At 67.8% G+C, this 23,666-nt stretch carries 18 protein-coding genes and 1 riboswitch; of the genes, 13 read left to right on the forward strand and 5 right to left on the reverse strand.

Annotated features, from left to right (window positions below; translation table 11 throughout):
* Nucleotides 1-131: 131 nt before the first annotated feature.
* From E0H75_RS18065 to pulA, 5 genes are all read left to right on the forward strand, one after another.
* A complete protein-coding gene (locus E0H75_RS18065) occupies nucleotides 132-1,247 on the forward strand; it encodes a cysteine desulfurase family protein (protein WP_202873027.1) in 1,116 nt (371 codons plus the stop codon).
* On the forward strand, nucleotides 1,244-1,456 hold the full coding sequence (locus E0H75_RS18070) for a sulfurtransferase TusA family protein (protein ID WP_131514684.1): 213 nt from the start codon (nucleotides 1,244-1,246) through the stop codon (nucleotides 1,454-1,456). Before E0H75_RS18065 ends, E0H75_RS18070 begins: the two co-directional genes overlap by 4 nt.
* Before the next feature lie 13 nt (nucleotides 1,457-1,469).
* Complete coding sequence (locus tag E0H75_RS18075) at nucleotides 1,470-2,039, forward strand: GNAT family N-acetyltransferase (protein ID WP_131514685.1); 570 nt, start codon at nucleotides 1,470-1,472, stop codon at nucleotides 2,037-2,039.
* Nucleotides 2,036-2,770: an SIR2 family NAD-dependent protein deacylase gene (locus tag E0H75_RS18080; protein WP_202873028.1), complete on the forward strand. Its 735-nt coding sequence runs from the start codon at nucleotides 2,036-2,038 to the stop codon at nucleotides 2,768-2,770. The genes E0H75_RS18075 and E0H75_RS18080 overlap by 4 nt, the downstream gene beginning before the upstream one ends.
* Nucleotides 2,771-2,844: 74 nt before the next feature.
* The gene (pulA, locus tag E0H75_RS18085) at nucleotides 2,845-8,529 is read left to right on the forward strand and encodes a pullulanase-type alpha-1,6-glucosidase (RefSeq protein ID WP_131514687.1); all 5,685 of its coding nucleotides are present in this window, start codon (nucleotides 2,845-2,847) and stop codon (nucleotides 8,527-8,529) included.
* 60 nt (nucleotides 8,530-8,589) lie between these two features.
* Here pulA and E0H75_RS18090 read toward each other — a convergent pair whose 3' ends face one another.
* On the reverse strand, nucleotides 8,590-8,961 hold the full coding sequence (locus tag E0H75_RS18090) for a DoxX family protein (RefSeq protein WP_131514688.1): 372 nt from the start codon (nucleotides 8,959-8,961) through the stop codon (nucleotides 8,590-8,592).
* A 77-nt stretch (nucleotides 8,962-9,038) separates the two neighbouring features.
* Between E0H75_RS18090 and E0H75_RS18095 the strand changes: the two genes are divergently transcribed.
* Together E0H75_RS18095 and E0H75_RS18100 are read left to right on the forward strand one after the other, a co-directional pair.
* Complete coding sequence (locus E0H75_RS18095; protein WP_131514689.1) at nucleotides 9,039-9,902, forward strand: RNA polymerase sigma-70 factor; 864 nt, start codon at nucleotides 9,039-9,041, stop codon at nucleotides 9,900-9,902.
* 129 nt (nucleotides 9,903-10,031) lie between these two features.
* Complete coding sequence (locus tag E0H75_RS18100) at nucleotides 10,032-11,432, forward strand: serine hydrolase domain-containing protein (RefSeq protein WP_238163101.1); 1,401 nt, start codon at nucleotides 10,032-10,034, stop codon at nucleotides 11,430-11,432.
* Between the two features lie 33 nt (nucleotides 11,433-11,465).
* Here the strand turns inward: E0H75_RS18100 and E0H75_RS18105 are convergent, their stop codons facing one another.
* Entirely contained in the window at nucleotides 11,466-12,467 is a 1,002-nt protein-coding gene (locus tag E0H75_RS18105; protein ID WP_131514691.1) for a LacI family DNA-binding transcriptional regulator, read from the reverse strand.
* A 175-nt stretch (nucleotides 12,468-12,642) separates the two neighbouring features.
* Between E0H75_RS18105 and E0H75_RS18110 the strand changes: the two genes are divergently transcribed.
* The 3 genes from E0H75_RS18110 (at nucleotide 12,643) to E0H75_RS18120 (ending at nucleotide 16,816) form a co-directional block, all read left to right on the forward strand.
* The gene (locus tag E0H75_RS18110) at nucleotides 12,643-14,157 is read left to right on the forward strand and encodes a hypothetical protein (protein WP_131514692.1); all 1,515 of its coding nucleotides are present in this window, start codon (nucleotides 12,643-12,645) and stop codon (nucleotides 14,155-14,157) included.
* 13 nt (nucleotides 14,158-14,170) lie between these two features.
* Nucleotides 14,171-15,748, forward strand: a complete 1,578-nt coding sequence (locus E0H75_RS18115; protein ID WP_131514693.1) for a hypothetical protein — start codon at nucleotides 14,171-14,173, stop codon at nucleotides 15,746-15,748.
* Nucleotides 15,749-15,877: 129 nt separating this feature from the next.
* Nucleotides 15,878-16,816 carry an NAD-dependent epimerase/dehydratase family protein gene (locus E0H75_RS18120; RefSeq protein WP_131514694.1) on the forward strand — a complete coding sequence of 313 codons (939 nt, stop codon included), beginning with the start codon at nucleotides 15,878-15,880 and terminating at the stop codon, nucleotides 16,814-16,816.
* 62 nt (nucleotides 16,817-16,878) lie between these two features.
* Here the strand turns inward: E0H75_RS18120 and E0H75_RS18125 are convergent, their stop codons facing one another.
* The 3 genes from E0H75_RS18125 to E0H75_RS18135 are packed head-to-tail and all read right to left on the reverse strand — an operon-like array spanning nucleotide 16,879 to nucleotide 19,753.
* Complete coding sequence (locus E0H75_RS18125) at nucleotides 16,879-17,379, reverse strand: DUF3830 family protein (protein ID WP_131514695.1); 501 nt, start codon at nucleotides 17,377-17,379, stop codon at nucleotides 16,879-16,881.
* Nucleotides 17,376-18,785 (reverse strand): amidase, encoded by a 1,410-nt coding sequence (locus E0H75_RS18130; protein WP_238163102.1) that lies wholly within the window; start codon nucleotides 18,783-18,785, stop codon nucleotides 17,376-17,378. Before E0H75_RS18130 ends, E0H75_RS18125 begins: the two co-directional genes overlap by 4 nt.
* Nucleotides 18,782-19,753, reverse strand: coding sequence for a D-2-hydroxyacid dehydrogenase (locus E0H75_RS18135; RefSeq protein WP_131514696.1), 972 nt, complete (start codon nucleotides 19,751-19,753; stop codon nucleotides 18,782-18,784). Before E0H75_RS18135 ends, E0H75_RS18130 begins: the two co-directional genes overlap by 4 nt.
* Before the next feature lie 65 nt (nucleotides 19,754-19,818).
* Here E0H75_RS18135 and E0H75_RS18140 point away from each other — a divergent pair, with 65 nt between their 5' ends.
* From E0H75_RS18140 to E0H75_RS18150, 3 genes are all read left to right on the forward strand, one after another.
* Nucleotides 19,819-20,571 (forward strand): maleate cis-trans isomerase family protein, encoded by a 753-nt coding sequence (locus E0H75_RS18140; protein WP_131514697.1) that lies wholly within the window; start codon nucleotides 19,819-19,821, stop codon nucleotides 20,569-20,571.
* Nucleotides 20,572-20,976: 405 nt separating this feature from the next.
* The gene (locus tag E0H75_RS18145) at nucleotides 20,977-22,167 is read left to right on the forward strand and encodes a M24 family metallopeptidase (RefSeq protein WP_131514698.1); all 1,191 of its coding nucleotides are present in this window, start codon (nucleotides 20,977-20,979) and stop codon (nucleotides 22,165-22,167) included.
* Nucleotides 22,168-22,188: 21 nt separating this feature from the next.
* Nucleotides 22,189-23,394: an aminotransferase-like domain-containing protein gene (locus tag E0H75_RS18150; RefSeq protein ID WP_131514699.1), complete on the forward strand. Its 1,206-nt coding sequence runs from the start codon at nucleotides 22,189-22,191 to the stop codon at nucleotides 23,392-23,394.
* A gap of 159 nt (nucleotides 23,395-23,553) precedes the next feature.
* A riboswitch (guanidine-I (ykkC/yxkD leader) is annotated at nucleotides 23,554-23,657 on the forward strand.
* The last annotated feature ends 9 nt before the right edge of the window (nucleotides 23,658-23,666 follow it).

Genomic DNA, 23,666 nt, shown 5'->3' on the forward strand with positions numbered 1-23,666 from the left:
CTGGACACCTTTCTCACTCCCGCGCATAGGTAGGGCCAAGAGCATGTCTTCCCCTCCGCTGCCGACTGCGGGGCACCGAGCACCTCCTCGCGACGGCATCGGAGGGGAAGACATGCTCTAGCGTTTCCCGTGTGAGTGAGCGTGCGTATCTGGACGCTGCGTCGGCCGAGGCATTACACCCGGCAGCGCGGGAAATGTTGCTCTCGGCAGTCGATTCCGGCTGGGCCGATCCGGTCCGCCTGCACCATGAGGGCCGGACCGCCCGACTGCTGCTGGACAACGCCCGCGCGGTCCTCGCCGACGCGGTCGGGGTGCGGCCGGACGAGCTGTTCCTGACCACCTCCGGTACGGCGGCCATCCACGCTGGACTGACTGCGGTCACGGCTGCCCGCAGGCGCGTTGGCACTGCCGTCGTCCACAGTGCCGTCGAGCATTCCGCCGTACTGCACACCGCTGGGGACGCGGGGGTCGAGGTCGGCGTGGACATGGTCGGACGGGTCGACCTGGATGTGTTCGGGGAGGCGGTGCGGGCGCCGGGTGTCGCGGTGGCGGCGTTGCAGTCGGCCAACCACGAGGTCGGTACGCGACAGCCGATCGAGGCCGCCGCCGAGGTCTGTGGCGACGTACCGCTGTTCGTCGACGCGGCCGCGTCCATCGGGCACGACGCCGTACCGACGGGATGGTCGGTGCTGACGGCAAGCGCTCACAAGTGGGGCGGGCCTGCCGGCGTCGGTCTGCTGGCGGTGCGCAAGGGGACCCGGATCGCGCCTACCTGGCCGATGGATGAGCGCGAGGACGGCCTCTCCCCCGGCTTCCCGGACATCCCCAACACGCTCGCCGCTGCGGCTGCCCTTCAGACCCGTCTCGCCGAAGCCGCCGAACTGAACAAGAACCATCACGCCTGGATCGACGAGCTCAGGCAACGAGTGGCGGCCGGGATCCCGGACGTCGAGGTGGTCGGCGACCCCGAGGACCGGTTGCCGCACGTCCTCACCTTCTCCTGCCTGTACGTCGACGGCGAGGCACTCGTCACCGCCCTCGACGCGAAAGGCTTCTCTGTCTCCAGCGGTTCGGCCTGTACGTCGAGCACCCTGCGACCGTCCCATGTCCTCGCAGCGATGGGCGTACTCACCCACGGGAACGTGCGCATCTCGCTGGGCCGGACTACGACGTACGACGAGATCGACCGGTTCTGCACGGTCTTGCCTGGGATCGTGCGCCGGATCCGCGCGGAGGTGGGGATGTGAACGTCGACCTGGACTGCCGCGGCCTGCTCTGCCCACTCCCGGTGATCAAACTGGCGAAAGCGCTACCGACCGTCGCGATCGGCGACACCGTCACCGTCCTCGCCGACGACCCGGCCGCCGCCACCGACATCCCAGCGTGGTGCCGGATGCGCTCCCAAGACCTGCTGTCGGCGGACGAAAACAGGTATGTGATCCGCCGAGTCAGCTGAAACACTGCGCGTCGTGACTGACTTCGCGGAGAAGCCGACTCTGACCGGTGAGCTCGTGATCCTTCGCCCACTGGACGAGAGCGACTACGACGCGCTGGTGGCGGCGATGGCCGATCCTGAGGTGACGAGGTTCACCGATCCTCACGACGACGGCAGCGGCGTCGAGGAGGAGATGTACCGCGAATGGCTGCGGACCCGGAAGGACCAGACCGATCGCCTCGACCTGGCGATCGTGTCGAAGGCGACCGGCCGGACCGTCGGCGAGGCAGTGCTGAACAAGTGGAGTCCGGACGACCAGTCCTGCAACTTCCGGATCATGATCGGTGCGGACGGCCGCGGCCAGGGACTCGGGACCGAAGCGACCCGGATGGTGGTCGACTATGCCTTCGAGCAGCTTGGGCTGTACCGCATCTCGCTGACCGTCTTCGCCTTCAACCCCCGCGGGCGGCGGGTGTACGAGAAGGCCGGCTTCGTCGAGGAAGGCCGGCTGCGGCAGGCCGTCGCGCTGGACGGCGAACGCCACGACGACATCCTGATGTCGATCCTGGCCCCCGAGTGGAAGGCAGTACGTTCGACTGCGTGATCGACAGATTGATCGACGCTGAGCGCATTGCCGTACTGACCGGGGCCGGGATCTCGACCGCGTCCGGGATCCCCGACTTCCGCGGCCCACAGGGAGTGTGGACGAAGAACCCGGCCGCGCAGGCGATGTTCGACATCGACGAATACGTCGCCAGCCGCGCGGTCCGGGTTGAGGCGTGGAAGCACCGTCTCGCCGTACCGGTCTGGACGATGGAGCCGAACCCGGGCCACCTCGCGCTCGTGGAGCTCGAGCGACAGGGCCGCCTGACCGGACTCATCACCCAGAACGTCGACGGCCTGCACCAGAAGGCCGGCTCGTCACCGGACCTCGTCCACGAACTGCATGGGACCGTCCGCTTCGTCGACTGCCTGGGGTGTGGCCGTCGGATCCCGATGGCCGACGTACTGCTGCGTCTCGACGCCGGTGACGAAGACCCGGCCTGTGAGGTGTGCGGCGGCATCCTCAAGTCGGCCACTGTCTCCTTCGGCCAGTCTCTGGACCGCCGCGTCCTCGACGCCGCCGTCGCGGCCACCGAGGCAGCCGACGTGTTCCTGGCCGTCGGCACGTCCCTGCAGGTCTACCCCGCCGCCGGCCTCTGCGACATCGCCCTCAACGCCGGCAAACCCCTGCTGATCCTGAACGCCGAGCCAACCCCATACGACGACCAGGCGACCACCGTCCTCCACACCCCCATCGAAAGCACTTTGCCGAGGCTCGTGATCCGACCGTGACATTTGAGGCCTCCTCTCGGTGAAAGTGGCGGGTTAGCGTCCCGGCAGGCTCAGTCGGCTGGGAGGGGACCGGGATGCGCGGGTTCAGGCGATGGACGGCAGGGTTCACCGCGGTAGCGGTGGTCGTGCTCGGACTCGGTACGGCGGCACCGGCGCCCGCGCAGGTCGCGGCCGATCGGGTGATCACGCTGGCCGGGTCGCTGCAGAACGAGCTCGGCTGCGCGGGCGACTGGGATCCGGGGTGTGCGGCGACCAGTCTGGGCGCGGCCGCGCCGTACGCAAAGGTCTTCGACGTGCCGGCCGGATCGTACGAGTACAAGGTCGCGGTCAACGGGAGCTGGGACGAGAACTACGGCGCCGGTGGGGTGCTGAACGGCCCGAACATCCCGCTGCGGATCGAGGGACCGGCCAAGCTCGCGTTCAGCTACGACGACACCAGCCACGTCGTCGGTGTGAAGCCGGTCGACCTGGCCGGGTCTGCAGTGACCCCGGCCGACAGAGCGCTGTCGTCACCGAGCCTGCGCCAGGACCTGACCAAGGAACGGTTCTACTTCCTGATGGCGGACCGATTCGCCAACGGCGACAAGTCCAACGACGCCGGAGGGCTGACCGGTGACCGGCTGCAGACCGGCCTGGACCCGACCGACAAGGGCTTCTACCACGGTGGCGACCTGACCGGCGTGATCCAGAAGCTCGACTACATCAAGGCCCTCGGTACGACGTCCATCTGGCTGACGCCGTCGTTCAAGAACCGGCCGGTGCAGGGTGCCGGCGCCGACGTGAGCGCCGGGTACCACGGCTACTGGATCACCGACTTCACCCAGATCGACCCGCATCTGGGCACCAACGCGGACATGAAGCGGCTGATCGACCTGGCCCACCGCAAGGGCATGAAGGTCTTCTTCGACATCATCACCAACCACACCGCGGATGTGATCGCATACCAGTCCGGTCAGTACGGCTACATCCCGAAGTCCACCTCGCCGTACCAGGATGCTGCCGGCAACGTCTTCGACGACAAGACCTATGCCGGTGGCGATGTCTTCCCGCCGCTGGACCGGAACACGTCCTTCCCGAACGTTCCCGTCTTCCGGACTCGGGCCGACGAGACCGTGAAGGTGCCGGCCTGGCTGAACGACCCGACGCTGTACCACAACCGCGGCGACTCGACCTTCGCCGGTGAGAGCGCGGAGTACGGCGACTTCGTCGGCCTGGACGACCTGTTCACCGAGCAGCCGCGGGTCCGCGACGGGATGATCGACGTCTACAAGAGCTGGGCCGAGTTCGGCATCGACGGGTTCCGGATCGACACGGTCAAGCACGTCAACCTGGAGTTCTGGCAGAAGTTCTCGCCGCAGATCCTGGAGGCGGCCAACGGCGCCGGCGCGAAGGACTTCTTCATGTTCGGTGAGGTGTTCGACGCCGACCCGAAGTTCATGTCGACGTACACCACGGCCGGCGCGCTGCAAGCCACCCTCGACTTCGGCTTCCAGCAGAACGCGGTGGCGTTCGCGAAGGGCGATCCGAGTACGAAGCTGCGCGACCTCTACGCGAACGACGACTACTACACCGACTCCGACTCGAACGCGTACCAACTGCCGACGTTCCTCGGCAACCACGACATGGGCCGCGTCGGAACGTTCCTCAAGCAGGGCGGCGCGAACGGCCAGGAGTTGCTCGCCCGCGACAAGCTGGCGCACTCGCTGATGTTCCTCACTCGCGGTCAGCCGGTCATCTACTACGGCGACGAGCAGGGCTTCACCGGTCCGGGTGGTGACAAGGACGCGCGGCAGGACATGTTCGCCACCAAGACGAGCGACTACACCGACGACGAGATCGTGGACGGCACCGGTACGACGACCATCGGCAGCCAGGACAGGTACGACGGCAACGCGGTGATGTACAAGCACATCGCGGCGCTGCAGAAGCTGCGGGCGAAGTACCCGGCGCTGGCCGACGGGCGGCAGGTGCACCGGTACTCGTCGAACACCAGTGGGCTGTACGCGTTCAGCCGGCTCGGCAGCGACAACGTCGAGTATCTGGTGGTCGCGAACAACTCGAAGTCCGCCGCGACTGCGACGATCCCGACGTACGGGGCGAACACCTCGTTCAAGCCGGTCTACGGTGGCTCCAAGTCGGTGCGGACCGACCGCGAGGGCCGGGTGCTGCTGAGCCAGGCGCCGCTGTCCGTGACCGTCTATCAGGCCCAGAGCAAGGTGCCATCGCCGTCCAAGGCACCAGCTGTCTACATCAGCTCGCCGGAGCTCGGTGCGACTGTCGGCGGGCGTGCTGAGATCGCGGCCGCGGTTCCCGCGAACACTCCGGTGGCAGTGACCTTTGGCTACCGGCCCGTGGGGACGACTGCGTGGAAGCGGCTCGGCTCTGACGACAATGCGCTGTACCGGGTGTTCCAGGACGTGTCCGGGGTGCCGAAGGGGACGCTACTCGAGTACCGCGCGGTGCTGCGGGATGTGTCGGGCCACTACTCGGTGTCCGGGTCGTACGGCGTCGTCGGCGACCCTGCTGCTCCGGGCGGCGGTGGCGGCGGCACCGGTCCGGTCGTGCAGCCCGCCAACGTCAGCGTGCCGGGCGACCACAACAGTGAGATGGGCTGCCAGGCGGACTGGTCGCCGGACTGCGACCAGGCGCAACTGACGCGCGACCCGAAGGACAACGTGTGGAAGGGCACCTACACCATCCCGGCCGGTGAGCACGCCTACAAGGCGGCGATCAACAAGGCGTGGGACGAGAACTACGGTGCCGGTGGCAACCTGAACGGCGCCAACATCTCGTACACCGCGCCCGCCGGACCGGTGACGTTCTACTACGAGCACGGCAGGCACTTCGCCACCTCCAGTGCGGAGGGGCCGATCATCACCGTGCCCGGTTCGTTCCAGTCGGAGCTGGGCTGTCCGGCCGACTGGGATCCGGCCTGCATGCGACCCTGGCTGACGGACGAGAACGGCGACGGCACCTACACCTGGTCCACCAGCGAGCTGAAAGCGGGCAGTTATGAGGCGAAGGTCGCACACAACCTGTCCTTCGACGAGAGCTACCCGGCCAACAACGTTCCGATCACCGTGCCGTCGGACGGGCTGGTCGTCACGTTCTCGTACGTGCTCGCGACCCACGCCCTCACTGTGACCACGTCCAAACCCGGTGCGCAGCCTGACCTGAGCCAGGCCAAGGCCTACTGGCTCGGCCGCGACCTGCTCGCCGTACCGCCGGTTGCCCACCCGGAGCGGTCGCGCTGGCGGCTGCACTGGTCGGATGACGGTTCTCTGAAGGTGGATGCGGACGACATCGGTGGTACGTCGGCCGGACTGCGCTATGACAGCGCTGGGATCCCTGCTGCGGTGCTGGCGAAGTTCCCTGCTTTGAAGGGGTACACCGCGCTCCGACTGGACCACGCGGATGCCCGCAAGATCCTGACCGGGCAGCTCGGCCTCGCACAGTACGACGACGCCGGGCGTCTGCTCGATGCGACCGGCGTACAGATCCCTGGAGTCCTCGACGACCTGTACGGCAGGTCGGCGGCTGGGCGCTCGTACGGCGTGACCTGGCAGGGTGGCGCGCCGCGGTTCACGCTGTGGGCGCCGACTGCACAAAAGGTCAATCTTCTCGTCGGATTGCAGACAATCGCCATGAAGCGCGGCGACGACGGATCCTGGTCGGTCAGCGGGCCACGGTCGTGGAAGAACGCCGCGTACCGCTACCAGGTGACCGCCTTCGCACCGTCGACGGGCAAGGTGGAGACGAACGTCGTCACCGATCCGTACTCGGTCGCGCTCACGACCGACTCGGCGTACTCGGTGGCGGTCGATCTGAACGATCCGGCCGGGAAGCCGGCGCTCTGGTCGAGTACGCCGTCGCCGAAACTCGCGCAGGCGGTCGATTCGACAATCTACGAACTGCACGTCCGCGACTTCTCGATCAGCGACAGCACCGTCCCGGCCGCACACCGTGGGACGTACCTCGCCTTCGCCGACGAGGGGAACGGGACGAAGCATCTGCGCGCCCTCGCGGCCGCCGGGCTCAACACCGTGCACCTATTGCCGACATTCGACATTGCATCAATCCCGGAGACCGGGCAGCAGTCGCCGGCGTGTGATCTGAAAGCGCTGCCGCCCGACTCCGACCAGCAGCAGGCGTGCGTGACCGCTGTCGCGGCGAAGGACGGGTTCAACTGGGGCTACGACCCGTACCACTGGCTCGCGCCGGAAGGCTCGTACGCCACCCAGCGCGACGGTCTCGCCCGCGTCGCCGAGTTCCGCACGATGGTCGGCGGACTGCACAAGTCCGGGCTGCGCGTCGTACTCGATCAGGTCTACAACCACACACCGGCGGCCGGTCAAGCGCCGACGTCGGTGCTGGACAAGGTTGTGCCCGGGTACTACCAGCGGCTCAACGCGACCGGGAAGGTCGAGACGTCCACCTGCTGCAGCAACATCGCGACCGAGCATGCGATGGCCGAGAAGATCATGGTCGACAGCACGGTCAGTTGGGCCCGGAACTACCGCGTCGACGGCTTCCGGTTCGACCTGATGGGCCACCACAGCAAGGCGAACATGCTGAAGGTCCGGGCCGCGCTCGACAAGTTGACGCTCGCCAAGGACGGTGTCGACGGCAAGAAGATCTATCTGTACGGCGAGGGCTGGAACTTCGGCGAGGTCGCGAACGACGCGCTGTTCGTCCAGGCCCGGCAGGGCAACCTCGGCGGCACCGGGATCGGCACGTTCTCCGACCGGCTCCGGGACGCGGTCCGCGGTGGCGGTCCGTTCGACGAGAACCCGCGGATCCAGGGCTTCGGCTCCGGCGCCGCGAGCGACCCGAACGGGGACCCGGTGAACGGCTCGGAAGCGGACCGTGCGAAACGGCTCGCCCACGACACCGACCTCGTCCAGCTCGGCCTGACCGGCAACCTGCGCGCGTTCAGCTTCACGTCCGCGGAGACCGGTGCGGTCGTCCGCGGTGACGGGGTCGACTACAACGGTTCACCAGCCGGGTACGCCGACCAGCCCGACGAGGTGATCACGTACGTCGATGCCCACGACAACGAGACGCTGTGGGACTCGCTGACCTACAAGTTGCCGACGGCAATGACGATGCCGGACCGGATCCGGATGAACACGGTGTCGCTGGCAACGACCGCGCTGGCGCAGACCCCGTCGTTCTGGCACGCCGGTGCGGACATGCTGCGGAGCAAGTCGCTGGATCGCAACTCGTACGACTCCGGTGACTGGTTCAACATGCTCGACTGGACGGGCGCCGACAACGGCTTCGGCCACGGCCTGCCGCCCAAGCCGGACAATGAGGCCAAGTGGCAGTACATGCAGCCACTCCTCGCCAACCCAGCCCTGAAGCCGACCGCCACGGACGTCGCGACCGCCTCCGCTGCCGCAGACGACCTCCTGAAGCTCCGCTTCTCCACTCCCCTGTTCCGCCTGGGCACCGCGAACCTGATCAACCAGAAACTCAGCTTCCCCCTGAGCGGCACCACCCCCGGCGTCATCACCATGCACGTCGACGACACCACCGGCCCCAACACCGACCCAACCCTCAAGGGCGTAGTAGTCGTCTTCAACACCACCGCTTCCGCGGTGACCCAAACCATTCCGGCCCTGGCCGGCCAATCTCTGTCACTGTCCCTCGTCCAGGCCGCAGGCTCGGATCCGGTGGTCAAGGCAACAACCTGGACCTCCAGCACCGGCACCGCCACGGTTCCGCCCCGCACAGTCGCCGTACTCGTGCAGCGATAGTCGCTCGAGGAGACCGGCCGGCACCTGGCCGGTCTCCGGCGGCTCTGCGGGTGGTGCCTTTCAGGTCAGGGCGGCGAAGCGGGTGGCTGCTACGAAGGCGGCCAGGGCCAGGAGGGTGGTGTTGGCGGCTACTGGTTTGGGTTCGCGGAGGGAGGCGTGGGAGGTCGCGGCGCCGATCATGACGATCGTGAGGCCGACCGCAGCCAGCGGCGTCAGGACGCGGGCTGTGTCGGTCAGCCATGGCGCGAACAGGCCGGCGACGGCGAACAACTCGCAGATCGCGACGGCTCGAACCAGTGGCATCGGGAACGGCGCGATGCCGGTCTGACCGGTCGCGATCAGGCGATCGCGGGACATCGTGGACTTGGCGACACCGGAGACCGTGAAGACCACGGCCAGGACGCCGGTGAAGATCCAGGTGACTGTGTTCATGTCGATTGCAGACGATCGGACAATCGATCGTGTGACAGTGTCACTCAGAGACCGCCTCGATCGTCTGTGAAGGTGTGATGGAGGAACTCAGGCCACTGCTGCTGTCGATCGCGTACCGGATGCTGGGGAGCTTCGGCGACGCGGAAGACGTCGTTCAGGAGGCCTATCTCCGGCTGCACCGCGAAAAGGACGTCGAGTCGCCGAAGGCGTTCCTCACCACCGTCACGACCCGGCTCGCGATCGACCAACTGCGGTCCGCGCGCCGCAAACGCGAGCTGTACGTCGGCCCGTGGCTGCCCGAACCGGCCGTCGACGAGTACGTCGATCTCGCCGACCGAGCCGCGCTCTCGGACTCGCTATCGACCGCGTTCCTCGTCGTTCTCGAGCGGCTGTCTCCCGATCAGCGTGCGGTGTTCCTCCTCTGCGACGTCTTCGGCTACCCGTACGACGAGGTCGCCGGCATCATCGGCAAGACCCCATCAGCCTGCCGCCAACTCGCCGTACGCGCGCGTCGCCGGCTCGCCGACGAACGCCCGCGCTTCGACGCGTCCCGGCAGGAAAGAGACGAGCTCGTACGGCGCTTCGTCGCGGCGGCGCAACGTGGTGAGCTCGAGGAGCTGGTCGAGTTGTTGACACCGGACGCGACGTTCACCGGCGACGGTGGTGGGAAGGGTGGGTTCCCACGGCCGGTGCATGGAGCGCGGAACGTTGCCCGGATGCTGGTCGGTGCGTTCGTCAAGCTCCGCGGTCATGACCTGACCGCCGAGCCGGTACACGTCGGCGGTCAGCCCGCCCTCCGCATCCGCGACCTCGCGAACCGCACGGCCGCCGTCTGGTCCTTCGTCGTTGCCGAGGGCCAGATCACCACCATCCACGGCGTCGTCAACCCCGACAAACTCGACCACCTCCAACCCTCAGACCAGGCCGACAACCAAGGCTGAAGGACCCACCCGCACGGTCGCGTCCCCGCCTGTCTCGACATCAGCCACCTTCACCGATTCAGGATCACGGCTGCCCGCTGGGTAGAACGCACCTGATATTTGTCCGATCCGGGAGATAACGTGCCTGGGGTGAGCAGCCTTCCACGGAGTACCCCAGAGGACCAGGGACTGTCCGGCGCCGCACTCGATGCGTTCGTCGTCGCCCTGGACGAGTCCGAGCCAGAGATCCAGACCGTGATGCTGCTGCAGCACGGTCACGTCGTACTCGAGGAGGAGTGGTCGCCGTACCGGCTGGCCGATCCGCATCTGCTGTTCTCGGTGTCGAAGAGCTTCACCTCGACCGGGGTCGGGCTGGCGATCGACGCCGGCCTGCTGGCGCTGGACGACAAGGTGATCTCGTTCTTCGAGGCCGACGAGCTGCCGGAGACGATCAGCGACAACCTGGCCGCGATGACGGTCCGGCATCTGCTCACCATGACGACAGGCCACAGCGAGGACACCGTCGCGGCGCTTTCACGGGACCGCCGGATGGTCAAGATCTTCCTCGGTCTCGACGTCGACCACGAGCCGGGAACGGTGTTCGTCTACAACAGCGGCGCGACGTACATGCTGTCCGCGATCCTGCAGCGGCTGACCGGTGAGCGGCTGTTCGACTACCTGAAGCCGCGGCTGTTCGAGCCGCTCGGGATCACCGAGGCGACCTGGCAGGTGTCGAGGGAAGGCATCACCGTCGGCGGCTGGGGGCTGAGCATCAACACCGAGTCGCTGGCGAAGTTCGGCCAGCTCCTCCTGCAACACGGCGCGTGGGAGGGCAAGCAACTCGTCCCGGCCGAGTGGTACGAGGCGGCGACCTCCAAGCAGGTGCCCAACGACCACCAGGAGAACCCGGACTGGCAGCAGGGCTACGGCTTCCAGTTCTGGCGCGGGCGGAACAACACCTACCGCGGCGACGGCGCGTTCGGTCAGTTCGTCATGATCCTCCCCGACCACGACGCGGCCCTGATCGTCACCAGCGCGACGGGCGACATGCAGGCCATCGTCGACACGGTCTGGGACCACCTGCTGCCCGCGCTCGAGGGCAAGGAGGTCACGCCGGTGGCGCGGCCCGATCGGCTCGAGCTGCCGCCGCCGACCGGTCCCGCACCGACGGGCGGGGACGGCCAGACGTACCGGTTCGCAGAGAACATCGTCGGGCTGACGGCAGTTCGCCTCGACCCCGACGGGACCGGCACGTTCTCGCTGCTCGGCGTCGAGCGGGATTCGGACGGGCCGACCGAGATCGTTTGCGCGGGCGGCGACTGGCGTGAGCAATCGAGTAACGGCGTACTCCTGGATGCGGTCGCCCCGGAGGTGCAGCGCGTCGTGACCAGTGCCTACGGTGACGGCGACGCGTTCGTCGCGACGATCCGTTGGCTCGAAACGCCGTTCGTCGCGAGGCTCGCCTGCCGCACGGCCGACGGGCAGATGACGATCGACGTCAACCTCAACGTGTCCTTCGGCCCGACCGAGCTGACGCTGACATCGGAGTAACGGTCGGCTGATGGGGGCTGCCGGCGGGCGGCGTCAGTCGGCGGGCGCGGCGGTCGAGTGCCGAACGACGAGAGACGCGGGCAGGAGCTCCTCCTGGGGCACCTGCCCGGTCTCCAACTGCTGATGGAGACCGGCCCACGCGCGGCGGCCGAGCTCCTCCTTCGGCAGACTGACGGTGGTCAGCGGCGGGCCGAGGAACGCAGCGACCGGGATGTCGTCGAACCCGACAACAGACAGCCGCGACGGCACGTCCATCTCGAGCTCCCGCAACCGCGCCAGCGCACCGATCGCGACCAGATCGTTGAAGGCAATCACCGCCGTCACACCCTGATCGAGTAGCTCGGGCAGCTTGGCGTGACCGTCGTCGCTCGTCGACCCTGCCTCCGTCGACGACACGCTGACGCCGAGGTCCGCGGCCGCGGTACTCAGGCCCTCTCGCCGCAAGCCGTCCGACCACGAAGTACCCGGACCACCGAGGTAGCCGATCTGCTGGTGCCCGAGCTGCGCGAGATGTGCAACCGCCTGCCGCATGCCCGAGGCGGAGTCGATCCCCACGGTCCCGAACGGCAAGTCGCCCACCGAGCGGTTCGTGCAGACGATGGGTACGCCGAGCGCCGGCAACGTGGCGAGACTGCTCTGCGGCATCCGCGGTGAACACAGGATGATGCCGTCGCAACTACCCGCCAACTGAGCCACGAGCTGCAGCTCCTGATCAGCGTCCTCACCAGAGTCCACCACGAGCAGGCGATGATCACCGGCAGACACCTCCTCGGCCAACCCCTTCAGCACATGCGGGAAGAACGGGTTCGCCAGATCGGGTACGACGACACCGATCGTGCTGGTCACGCCACGCCGGAAGTCTCGCGCAACCATGTTCGGCCGGTAGCCGAGCTCGGTCGCCGCCTTCCGCACTCGGGTCGCGAGCACCTCGTCGGCGACCGGTCGCCCGTTCAGCACCCGCGACACAGTGGAGATCGACACCTCGGCTTGACGCGCGATGTCGACGATCGTCGTGCGCTTCCCGGATCTGGTCACGGTCCTCCCCTACAGGTCTGCGGGCACGAGGCTACCCGCAGCGCGCGGTCAGCGATCCGCGGGAAGTTCGCCACGCCCGAGGGGTTGACATGGTTAGAATCTCACAGAAGTCTAATCAGACAACGTTTTCTCAGCCACTCCGGTGCCCTGCCGGAGCCTCCCCAGAGGTTGATTGATGAGCCGACGCGGCCCCAGGCGCCGGGCGGTCGTTACCGCCCTCGCGCTGTTCGCCCTCCCCCTGACCTTGCTCGCACCCAGTACTCCGGACGCCGATGCCGCGCCCGACGTACTCCCTGCGGCACCGAGAGCTGTGGCGAGCGACTTCGTCGGGCTGAGCATCGAGTGGTCGCTGATCGAGCGCTACATGGGCCCGACCGCGCGGCCGGCGTTCGTGCAACTGCTGCGGAACCTCGGCAGCGGCGTACTGCGCATCGGCGGTTCGTCCCAGGACCTGATGCCGTTCGACCCGGCCGCGCCGAACACCGACGAGATCATCACGCCCGAGGATCTCCGCAACATCCGCGCGACACTCGACCAGGCAAGCCACGGCCACGACGCCTGGCGGGTTGTGCTCGGCACGGCGATGTCGCCGCCGAAGGAGACGCGGCCGTTCGTCAGCCCTGAGCACGCCAAGGCGTTCGCGACCGCGGTCCGCGAGACCTTCCGGCCCGGACAGGTGATCGGCATCGAACTCGGCAACGAACCCGATCTGTCGTACGGCACCTCCGGGCTCGACCGGTACGTCGCCGATCTGCCCCTGTACGCGGCCGCGATCAGCCCGACCAAGGCGATCACGCCGAACACGAGCGAGGACATCCTGCCCTGGGAGCAGATCCATGAACGCACAGTCCCGACGCGATGGTTCTGGAACTGGCAACAGATCCTCGACACCCAGCGTCCGGTCCACAGCAGCGACCACTTCTATCCGCTCGCGCGGACCTGTGTGAACAAGCCGTACCGCTGCCCGTCCATCCCAGCGCTTCTCTCCGCCGAACACCTCGCGAGCCTCGATTACCAGGTGGCGGTGCACAGCGCCGACGCGGCTCAGCGCGGCCTGACCTACCGCCTCGAGGAGACCAACACGGCCGCCGGTCGTGGCGCGGACGGCGTGAGCAACGTCGCCGCCAGCGCGACGTACGCCGTGGACATGATGTTCCACGTCGCCTGCCCACAGCCGCCGGACGAACCCGGTAGCAACGCCGACTGCCGGATCGGCGGGGTCGGCGTCAACCTGCACAACGCCGAGGTTCGTGCGTTCTTCGAGCCCGAGGAAGGCAACGGCTACTACAACGCCGTCAACTACGACCCGTCCCCGGCGATCGGTGCGCCCACCGCGCAACCGGAGTACTACGCCCTGCTCCTCTTCTCGCACTTCGTTCAAGGCGCGAAGACGCTGCGGCCGGTTGCCACCGGCACCGAGGTCCAGGGGTGGCGCGCCGACGGCCGCCTCGTCCTGATCAACAAGACCGACCATCCGATCACCGTCGCCACACCGCGTGGTTTTGTCGACCGGTTGACGCCGTACGACCCGACTGGTGCCGGCCGGACCCTCGACGCGCCTCAGGTCCGTATCGACGAGCAGGCAGTCCGGGCCGACGGCAGCTGGCCCGGGTTCCGTCCTCGGCTCACCCACCAGACAGCCACCACCCTCGTACCCGGCGAGGTCGTTGTCATCAGCAATCATCCGTGAGGAGACCGCCCCGATGAGATCCCTGCTCGCCACCACCCTGGCGGTGGCGCTCGCCGGCACCGGAACCCTGGTCGCCGGCGCCGCCCCGCCACCTACCAGCGACACACCGCCGCCGCTCGCCAGCGATGTCCGGCTGACCGTCACCAGCGACCGGACCAACGCCTCGATCACGGGTGACAACCAAGGCTTCTCGGTCGAGTCCGCCGACTTCGCGCACGGGTACCTGACCCGCCAACGGATGGCGCAGCGGCTGAAGACCCTGGGTCCGGGCGTACTGCGCCTCGGCGGCTACTCGATGGATCTGGTCTGGCCGGCGTTCGGCGCCGCGAAGGACACCCCGGCACCCGACTGGGCCATCGGTGGCACCGTCGACCAGGGCGACTTCACCGAGCTCCGTTCCCTGCTGCACGAGTCCGGCTGGAAGGTCACTCTGGGAGCGCCGCTGCTGTCGGTGCTCAACGGACAGGTCACCCTCGACCAGGTGGTCGAGGAGGTCGCCGCCGCCCACGCGACGCTCGGCGACGACCTGCTCTCGGTTGAGCTCGGCAATGAGTACGACCACGTCACGACGCTGACGCCGGCGCAGTACTGGGAGACGATGAAGCAGTACGCCGCGGCCATCGAGCAACGGTTGCCACACGCAAGGATCAAGGTGACCGGGCCATCGGCGAACACCGCGAAGACGAACACGAAACTGGACGAGTTCACCGCCGCTGTTGCCGCGGACACCAGCGTCAAGCCGGACGAGGTGATCAGCGAGATCGCCTCGCACTGGTACCCGGGTAGTCACTGCGGCTCGTCCAACCTGACCATCCCGCAGTTGATGTCGGCCACCACGCACACGAATACCGACGCCAAGCTGCAGGGCATCATGCAGCTGAGCAGCCGGCTGCCGGGCATCCCGATGACGATCAACGAGTCCAACAGCGCGTCGTGCAGCGGCCAGCCCGGCGTCAGCACCAGCTTCGCGACGTCACTGTGGTCGCTCGACTACCTGCTCCAGACCGCTCAGAGCGGTGTGAGCCGCGTGCAGTTCCACACCAACACAGCCGCCATCTGTGGTGACTTCAAGCCGCGCGACTCGCCGGAGTACCCAATCTCGTACCGGTACTACGGTGCGTTCTGCGCCGCCGATCAGGCGGCGATGGACAAGGGTGAGCTGTCCGCGACACCGCTGTACTACGGCATCTGGGCGTTCCGTCAGGTGCCTCGCGGCCGGTTCGTCGACCTGGATCTGCCGGAGACCGAGCTCGGCAAACTGCGGGCGTACGGCGTCGAGGGCCGGCACGGTGAGCTGACCGTCGTACTGATCAACGTTCAGGACCCGGCCGCGGCGGACAGCACCGCCTCGCGTGTCACGCTCGACCTGCCCTCGCGGTTCCGTCACGGCAAGAGCGTCACGCTGCGCTCGAGCGACGTTGCCGGCCTCGCCTCGTCGGACGCTTCCAAGGTCACGCTCGGCGACCGGCAGATCCGTCCGAACGGCACGGCCACCGGCGCACCGGTCGGGCAGCGGGTCCCGGTGGACGGCAACACCCTCGCCGCCACGGTCCAGCCAGGCACCGCACAACTCATCACCTTGACGCGCTGACCCCTCCCCCAGCGTGCGTCGTACCCCGGCCTGGCGGGGTACGACGCACGCGCGTGACATGGATCACGTCACAAGGCGCCGCCGTCGCGTGTCCTCCGGGTCGTAACAACAGACGACGGAGGAATGACAATGAAGGTATTGGTGGCAGGCGCGACCGGCGGACTGGGCCGGTCGCTGGTCCCGCAACTGGTGGCGGCCGGTCACGAGGTGGTCGGCATGATCCGGTCGGAGTCGAAGGCGGCCTCGATCAAGGCGCTCGGTGCGAACGTCGTCCTGGCCGACGGTCTGGACGCGGCCGCGGTGAAGGCCGCGGTGGACACCGTCCGCCCGGAGGTCGTCGTACATCAGATGACCGCGCTCAAGAGCGGGATCAACTTCAAGAAGTTCGACGAGAGCTTCGCGATGACGAACCGGCTGCGCATCGAGGGCACCGACAACCTGCTCTCCGCATCCCAGGCTGCCGGCGTACGACGGTTCGTCGTCCAGTCGTACGCCGGCTGGAACCTGCAACACGGCGGATCCGCGACGAAGACCGAGGCGGACCCGCTCGACCCGAACCCGGCGGCCGCCCAGCGGCAGTCGATGGCCGGGATCAAGCACGTGGAGTCGGCGGTCACCAACGCCGCCGGGATCGAGGGCATCGCCTTGCGGTACGGGGCGTTCTACGGTCCGACCGGTGACATCGGCAAGGGTGGATCGATGGTCGAGATGATCCGGAAGCGCCAACTGCCGTTGATCGGCGACGGCGCCGGTGTGTGGTCGTTCATCCACTACGACGACGCGGCCGACGCCACCGTGAAGGCGGTCGAGAGCGATGCGACCGGCATCTACCAGATCGCCGACGACGACCCGGCTCAGGCTGCTGTTTGGCTGCCGGAGTTCGCCCGCATCCTGGGCGTGAAGGGTCCGCGCCACGTCCCCGTCTGGCTGGGCCGCCTGGCCGCCGGCGAGGTCGGCGTCGCCGCCTTCACCACGATGCGCGGTGCCGACAACTCCCTCGCGAAGGCGACCTTCGACTGGCAACCCGGCTACGCCTCCTGGCGCGAAGGCTTCCGCAAGGGCCTCTAACCCACAACAACAACCGCACCCCGGCAGACAACTGCCGGGGTGCTCTCGTGCTGCCGGGTGCTTCAGTCGCGGCGGTCGAAGCTCAGCGTCTCGCCGCGTGCGCCGCCCATCCACAGATCCTGGCAAGCCGCCGCAAAGCCATCCAGATTGTCGACAATCGCACCGAACACAGTGCCCGGCACCCACCCCTGGTCGCCGTTGATCAGCAGATTGTTCCGCCCGTAGAACACAGCCAGGTCGACAATCGCCCCCGTCGTACCCGTCCCCGTCGTGTTCTCGTACCCGTACGCCGGATTCCCCAGATCATCGGAGTCGAACGAGAACCAGCACAGATCGCCCGGAATCGGCGTGACAGTCGTGTTCTCCTTGCCAGGATCAGCCGCCGCGAACCCAGGCAGCAGCGTGTAGATCTCGTTCCGCGCGTACTTCCCATGAAACACCGGCGCCGACAACGGCAGCGCATCCCACACCGCCTTGCAGGTCCGCGGCGCGACGTCCTCGAGCAACTGCGCAACGCAGCTCACACCGCGCTTGTCCAGGCTGACGGTGACGTACTTGCTCATCGTGCCTCCAAGGTGGGTGTGCGCTGGTGCCAATCAGTGGCGGCCTCGTACGCCCGCCCGACCCGCAAGGTCAGCGCGTCCGCATGCCGAGCGCCGACAATCTGCAATCCAACAGGCAGGCCGGCCTTCGTGAACCCACACGGAACGCTGAGCGCGGGCTGCTGGGTCAGGTTGAACGGATACGTGTACGGCGTCCAACTCGTCCAGTCCGGCGACTCCGAGCCATCCGGCACGTCCTGACCAATCGGGAACGCCGTGATCGGCAACGTCGGCGTCAGGAGTACGTCGTACTTGCGATGGAACCGTCCCATCAGCAACCCGAGCTCCATCCGCGCCGCGGTCGCGTCGAGGAAGTCCGACGCCGAGTACGCCGACCCGATCGCAGCGACCCGGCGGAGTCCGGGATCAACGCGATCGTCGACTGTGTACGCCTCCAGAACCTTGGCAGCGCCGGACCACCACAGCACGTTGAACGCATCGATCGGGTCGGTGAACCCAGGATCGATCTCGGTCACCTCGGCACCTGCGGCCGCGAGAACACCGACCGCCGCTCGGACCAACTCCTCGACCTCCGGATCATTGTCAACAAAATCAAGATCAGACGAGAAGGCAATCCTCAGGTCGGCGACGCCGTCATCGATCCCGTCCAGGAACGAGGTCGTCGGCGTCGGCATCGAGGACCAGTCGCGGGCATCGAATCCAGTGATGATGTCGAGCAGCGCCGCCGCGTCCCGGACCGTCCGCGTCATCGGGCCCGCGTGCGACAGGGTCCCGAACGCACTCGGCGGAAACAGCGGGATCAGCCCGTACGTCGGCTTGAGCGCAACCGTGCCCGTGAACGCGGCCGGAATCCGGACCGACCCACCGCCGTCGGTGCCGACCGACCACGTACCCATCCCGAGCGCGACCGCGGTCGCCGAACCACCGCTCGATCCACCGGGCGTCTTGGACGGATTCCACGGATTGCCCGTCGCGCCGTACTTGTGGGAGTCAGTGACGCCCTTCCACGAGTACTCAGGAGTCGTGGTTTTGCCGACAATCACCGCGCCGGTCTCGCGCAGCCGGGCGACGGCCGGCGCATCCTCGCTCCACGGCCCGGCCTCGTCGATCATGGTGCTGCCGCGTAGCGTCGGCCAGCCTTTGGTCCACAGGGCGTCCTTGATCGAAGTCGGTACGCCATCGCCGGGGCCCAGTGGCTCCCCGGAATGCCACCGGGCCTCCGACTCCTTCGCGGCAGCGAGCGCGCCTTCGGCGTCGACCAGCACGAAAGCGTTCACCTGCTCGTCGTATCGCTCGATCGCATCCAACGCGGTCTGCGTCGCCTCCACCGGCGACACCGCCCCGGACCGGTACCCCGAAACCAGTTCGCCTGCCTCCACCAGCACTCTCCCGTCGGTCTGCGTCATCGGCTTCTCGTGGGGATGTAGCCGAGCTTCTTGTCCACCACATTGAGCAGCGGCTCGCCGGCCAGCCAACGGCGGACGTTGGTCGCGAACTGTTCGGCGAGGGTGTTGCGCCAGCCGATCACGTCGCCTGACATGTGTGCGGTGATCGTCACGTTCGGCGCGTCCCACAGCGGATGGTCCGGCGGGAGGGGTTCACGGTCGAACACGTCCAGCGTCGCGGCGATCTCTTCATGCTCGAGCAAGGCACGTTCGTCGACAATCGGACCACGAGCAACGTTGATGAGCTGCGCACCCGATCGCATCGCCGACAAGACTTTGCCGTCGACCAGCCCTCGCGTCGCCGCCGTCAGGGGAGCCGCCAGGACGAGGTGGTCCGCGCAGGCCACCTCGTCCGCGAGGTTGCTGCTGGCAACAACCTCACCGAAGTCCGGGTCGTCGGTGCGAGCGACCCTCCCAACACCGCGCACCTGTAACCCGGCGACCCGCAGGAAGCGGGCAGTCTCTCGTCCGATCGCCCCGGTGCCGACAATCAGCGCGGTTGCACCGAGGATGCTCCGCGTCTCCCGGTGCCGCCACTCATGCCGACGCTGGAGGTCGAGACTGCGCCGGCTGTCCTTGGCATGAGCGATCACCGCACCGAGCACGTACTCCGCGATCGGCCGGTCGAACACCCCATGCGCGTTGGTGACGACCACATCGGAGTCGCGGAGTTCGTCGAACAGCAGAGTGTCGACGCCTGCCGCCGTCACATGGATCCACTCCAGCGTGCCGGCGTCGGCCCAGACGTCGCGGACCGCAGTCGAGAAGAAATCCCAGAGCATCAACGCGCGGGCACCGCGAACGGCCTCCGGCAGACCGTCCGCGGCGCAGTACCGGAACTCGACCGCGAGGTCCTCCAGCCCGGGCGGCCGGTCGGTCGCCCGCTCACAGAGCACCGCGACGACGGGACGCTCGGAGGTGGCTGGCACGCATCGAGGCTAGAAACCCGTCCGTAGGATTGTCAACAATCCTCGGTGAGCCGCACACTGACCGCATGACCCTGCGGCCTCCCACGCACCCGCTGCCGGCGCCGGTGCCCAGGCTGCTCCAGACCGGCATCGGCGTCGTCGCGCCGTACGACTTCGCGCTCGACCGCGAGCTGTGGCGCTGGGTCCCCGACGACGTCACGCTGCACTTCACCCGGACCCCGTACGCCCCGCTCGCGGCGACGGTCGAGATGGCGCTTCACATCTCCGATCCGGAACTGATCGCCCGGACCGCGGTCAACGTCCTGCCGGTCGCACCGCTGGCCGTCGCGTACGCCTGCACGTTCGGGAGCTTCGTCGGTGGTCTGGCGGGTGAAGCCGCGCTCGTCGACGCCATGGTGGCGGCCGGCGCCCCGGCCGCGGTGACGACGAGCGGGGCGTTGCTGATGGCGCTGCGACACCTCGGCATCACGCGGGTCGCGACGGTCACGCCGTACACGAACGACCTGACCGAAGGCCTGACCACTTTCCTCGCCGAAGCCGGCGTCGAGGTGGTCGCGACGGCTGGGCTGGGCCTGATTGCACAGATCTGGGCGGTGCCGTACGAGACCACGGTCGAACTCGTCCGCAGCGTCGACAACCCTGCCGCCGAGGCAGTCTTCATCAGCTGCACAAACCTCCCGACCTACGACATCATCGCCGGCCTCGAAGCCACCCTCGGCAAACCGGTCCTCACCGCCAACCAAGTCACCATGTGGGCCGCCCTGGACCTGGTGGGCCACCACCCTCAAGGCCCCGGCCAACGCCTCCTTCACACCTAACCACCCACCCCGCCACCCCCAACGACCACGACCGCGCTCACCGCTACCGTCCGCCGACCCTCACCACACACGACTGCACTCCCTGGCCTACACCTCCTCCAGACCCGACCAGCTATCCCGACCACACCCACCCCCAACGCGCTTACCGCCCAGCGACGCCGTCCGCACACGACCGCGTTCGCTGGCCACGCACCCGGCCAACGCCTCCTCCACACCTGACTGACCAGCCACCCCGACCACACACACCCATCCCCACGACCCCACTCCCCACTCCCCAATCCCACTCCCCGCACTCCGCACTCCGGCGCACACGCCCGGCGCTGGCTGGGCGCGCGGCGTGGCTGCTCTTCTTTCTGGGAGTGATCTGACGTTAGGATTGTCGACAATCTGCAACCAGGTGAGGTGATGAGTGTGCCGGACCTGCTGGAGCAGGCGGTTGAGCCGACCGAGTACGCCGGGCGGCTCCGCCGGGTCCGGGCGGCCCTGGCCGAGCGTGGTTTCGGCGCGCTGGTGGTTAGCGATCCGGCGAACCTCTTCTACCTGACCGGGTACGACGCCTGGTCGTTCTACACCCCGCAGTGCCTGGTCGTCCCCACGGATGGGGAACCACACCTGTTCGCCCGCGCGATGGACGCAGCCGGGGCGTCGTACACCTGCAACCTGCGCGACGACCAGATCCACGGCTACCCGGAGGATCTGGTCCACCGACCGGACGTCCATCCGTACGACTGGATCGCCGGCATGGCCGGCGACCTGATCCCGGCCGGCGTGGACGTCGCAGTCGAGGCCGACGCACACTACTTCTCCGCCCGCGGCTACCTTGCCCTCGGCAACGGCCTGCCCGGCCATCGGCTGGTCGACTCCACCGAGCTCGTGAACTGGATCCGCCTGGTCAAGTCACCGCACGAACTCCGCCAACTCAGAATCGCCGGCGCGATCGCAGAGAACGCGATGCGCATCGCCCTCGACCAACTCCAGCCGGGCAAGCGTCAATGCGATCTGGTCGCCGAGATCCTCGCCGCGCAGGCGACCGGCACACCCGAGCACGGCGGCGACTACCCCGCCATCGTGCCGATGCTTCCGACTGGCGACGCCGCCGGTACGCCGCATCTGACCTGGACCGACCGCCCGTTCGTGTCCGGCGAGGCGACCACGATCGAGCTGGCCGGTGTCTTCGGCCGGTACCACGCTCCCCTCGCCCGCACCGTGATGCTCGGCGATCCACCACAGCGACTGCGCGAAACCGCCAAGATCGTCGCTGAAGGTATGCGCGCCACATTGTCGACAATCCGCGCAGGCGTCACCGGCAGCGTCGTCCACTCCGCGTTCAACGACGTGATCGCCGCGCACGGTCTGGTGAAGGACTCGCGGATCGGGTACTCGATCGGCATCGGATACCCGCCCGACTGGGGTGAGCGCACCGTCAGCCTGCGCCCTGGCGAGACCACGGTGCTGACCGCAGGCATGGCGTTCCACGTGATCCTCGGCATGTGGATGGACGGCTGGGGCTACGAACTGTCCGAACCCGTTGTGGTCACCGAAGACGGCGTCGCACGCCTGACCGGTCTCCCCCACGAACTCACGATCAGGAGGTAGCCCGTGCAAGGAAGTGATCGGGTGCCAGGAGCCGGAACCACCCAACGTCTCCCGTACGCCGGACGTGTCGCCGGGCTGGTCGGGTCGGTGATCGACTCGAGTACGTCGCTGCTGCACAAGCAGACCCATGACATCGTCCGGTTCGCGATGGGGTCGCCGGCCGCCGAAGCCGTACCGTCGACAATCCTCGCCGCGATCGCCGCCGAGCAACTCAACCGCCCCGACGCGTACGACTACGCGGCCACCGAGGGCGACCCGCCGCTGCACGACGCCCTGCTCGAGATGCTCCGCGGGACCAGCGACGAGACCACGGCCGACCGGCTCACGATCACAGCCGGCGGGATGCAGGGCCTCGACCTGTTCTGCAAGATCTTCGTCGACCCGGGCGATCTGGCCGTCGTCGAATCACCGACGTACACGAACGGCAGCGCCACAGCCCTCTCGTACGGCGCCGAACTGCTGGAGGCCCCGGTCGACGACAACGGGATGATTGTCGACGATCTACCGCGCCTACTAGGGGATCGTCGACCGAAGGCGATCTACACGATCCCGACGTTCCAGAACCCGTCCGGCGCGACCCTCTCCCTGGAACGACGTCATCGGCTGCTCGAGTTGGCCAGGAGCTGGGGATCGATGGTGATCGACGACGATCCGTACGGACTCCTGCGCTTCGCCGGGGACCCGTTGCCGACGCTGCGTGAGCTCGGCGCCGGTGACCCGCTCGTCTTCGCCGTACGGACGTTCTCGAAGATCATCGCGCCCGGACTCCGGGTCGGATGGGTCGACACCGACCCCGAACTGCAGCCGCTGCTCATCAACGCGAAGCAGGCAATGGACACCTGCACGAACCTGCCGGCCCAGCGACTGCTCGCTGGTTTCCTGACCGGCGGGCACCTCGAGGACCACCTGGTCACCCAGCGACTCGAGTACAAACGGCGCAAGGACGCGATGTATTCGGCCTTGCAGGAACACTTCGGCGACATCGCCCGCTGGACCGACCCCGAGGGCGGCTTCTTCCTCTGGGTCACCCTGGAGAACGGCGTCAACACCGCCGACCTGTTCGAGATCGCGCTCGCCGAAGGTGTCGCCTTCATCCCCGGCCCGGCGTTCTCCCCCACCGGCCGTTTCACCGACGCCCTCCGGCTCTGCTTCGCCTCCACCCCACCCGACCGCATCCACGAAGGCGTCGCCCGCCTGCGCCGCGCCGCCGACAAGTTGTTGCCCTAAGCAACGCCTGGCGATCCACGGAGCCACAGCAGCAGACGGACAGCCTCTCCGCTCTCTCGCCAGGTCCGCCCCCGGTGAGAGGATTCCTTTACGCCGCCGTTACACGCGAGGACGCCCGCTGAAACCGGAGCGCCCTGAACTGGAACAGACCCGCCTGAGGCGGGGCGCCCCTAGGGTTCCGCTGCCGCTGACCGGCAGGCCTGGTCCGAGAGGGGAGGCGGTGCTGCGGCACCGCTCCACGGCGGGACAAAAGCCCGGGAGGCCTTGAAGGC

Source organism: Kribbella capetownensis (assembly GCF_004331485.1).
GTDB classification, from domain to species: Bacteria; Actinomycetota; Actinomycetes; order Propionibacteriales; family Kribbellaceae; genus Kribbella; species Kribbella capetownensis.

Excerpts from the sequence above, each read along its gene's own strand:
- pulA (WP_131514687.1), top strand. The coding sequence starts at position 2,845 with ATGCGCGGGTTCAGGCGATGGACGGCAGGGTTCACCGCGGTAGCGGTG.
- E0H75_RS18090 (WP_131514688.1), bottom strand. The coding sequence starts at position 8,961 with ATGAACACAGTCACCTGGATCTTCACCGGCGTCCTGGCCGTGGTCTTC.
- E0H75_RS18095 (WP_131514689.1), top strand. The coding sequence starts at position 9,039 with ATGGAGGAACTCAGGCCACTGCTGCTGTCGATCGCGTACCGGATGCTG.
- E0H75_RS18110 (WP_131514692.1), top strand. The coding sequence starts at position 12,643 with ATGAGCCGACGCGGCCCCAGGCGCCGGGCGGTCGTTACCGCCCTCGCG.
- E0H75_RS18115 (WP_131514693.1), top strand. The coding sequence starts at position 14,171 with ATGAGATCCCTGCTCGCCACCACCCTGGCGGTGGCGCTCGCCGGCACC.
- E0H75_RS18120 (WP_131514694.1), top strand. The coding sequence starts at position 15,878 with ATGAAGGTATTGGTGGCAGGCGCGACCGGCGGACTGGGCCGGTCGCTG.
- E0H75_RS18125 (WP_131514695.1), bottom strand. The coding sequence starts at position 17,379 with ATGAGCAAGTACGTCACCGTCAGCCTGGACAAGCGCGGTGTGAGCTGC.
- E0H75_RS18130 (WP_238163102.1), bottom strand. The coding sequence starts at position 18,785 with ATGACGCAGACCGACGGGAGAGTGCTGGTGGAGGCAGGCGAACTGGTT.
- E0H75_RS18140 (WP_131514697.1), top strand. The coding sequence starts at position 19,819 with ATGACCCTGCGGCCTCCCACGCACCCGCTGCCGGCGCCGGTGCCCAGG.
- E0H75_RS18145 (WP_131514698.1), top strand. The coding sequence starts at position 20,977 with ATGAGTGTGCCGGACCTGCTGGAGCAGGCGGTTGAGCCGACCGAGTAC.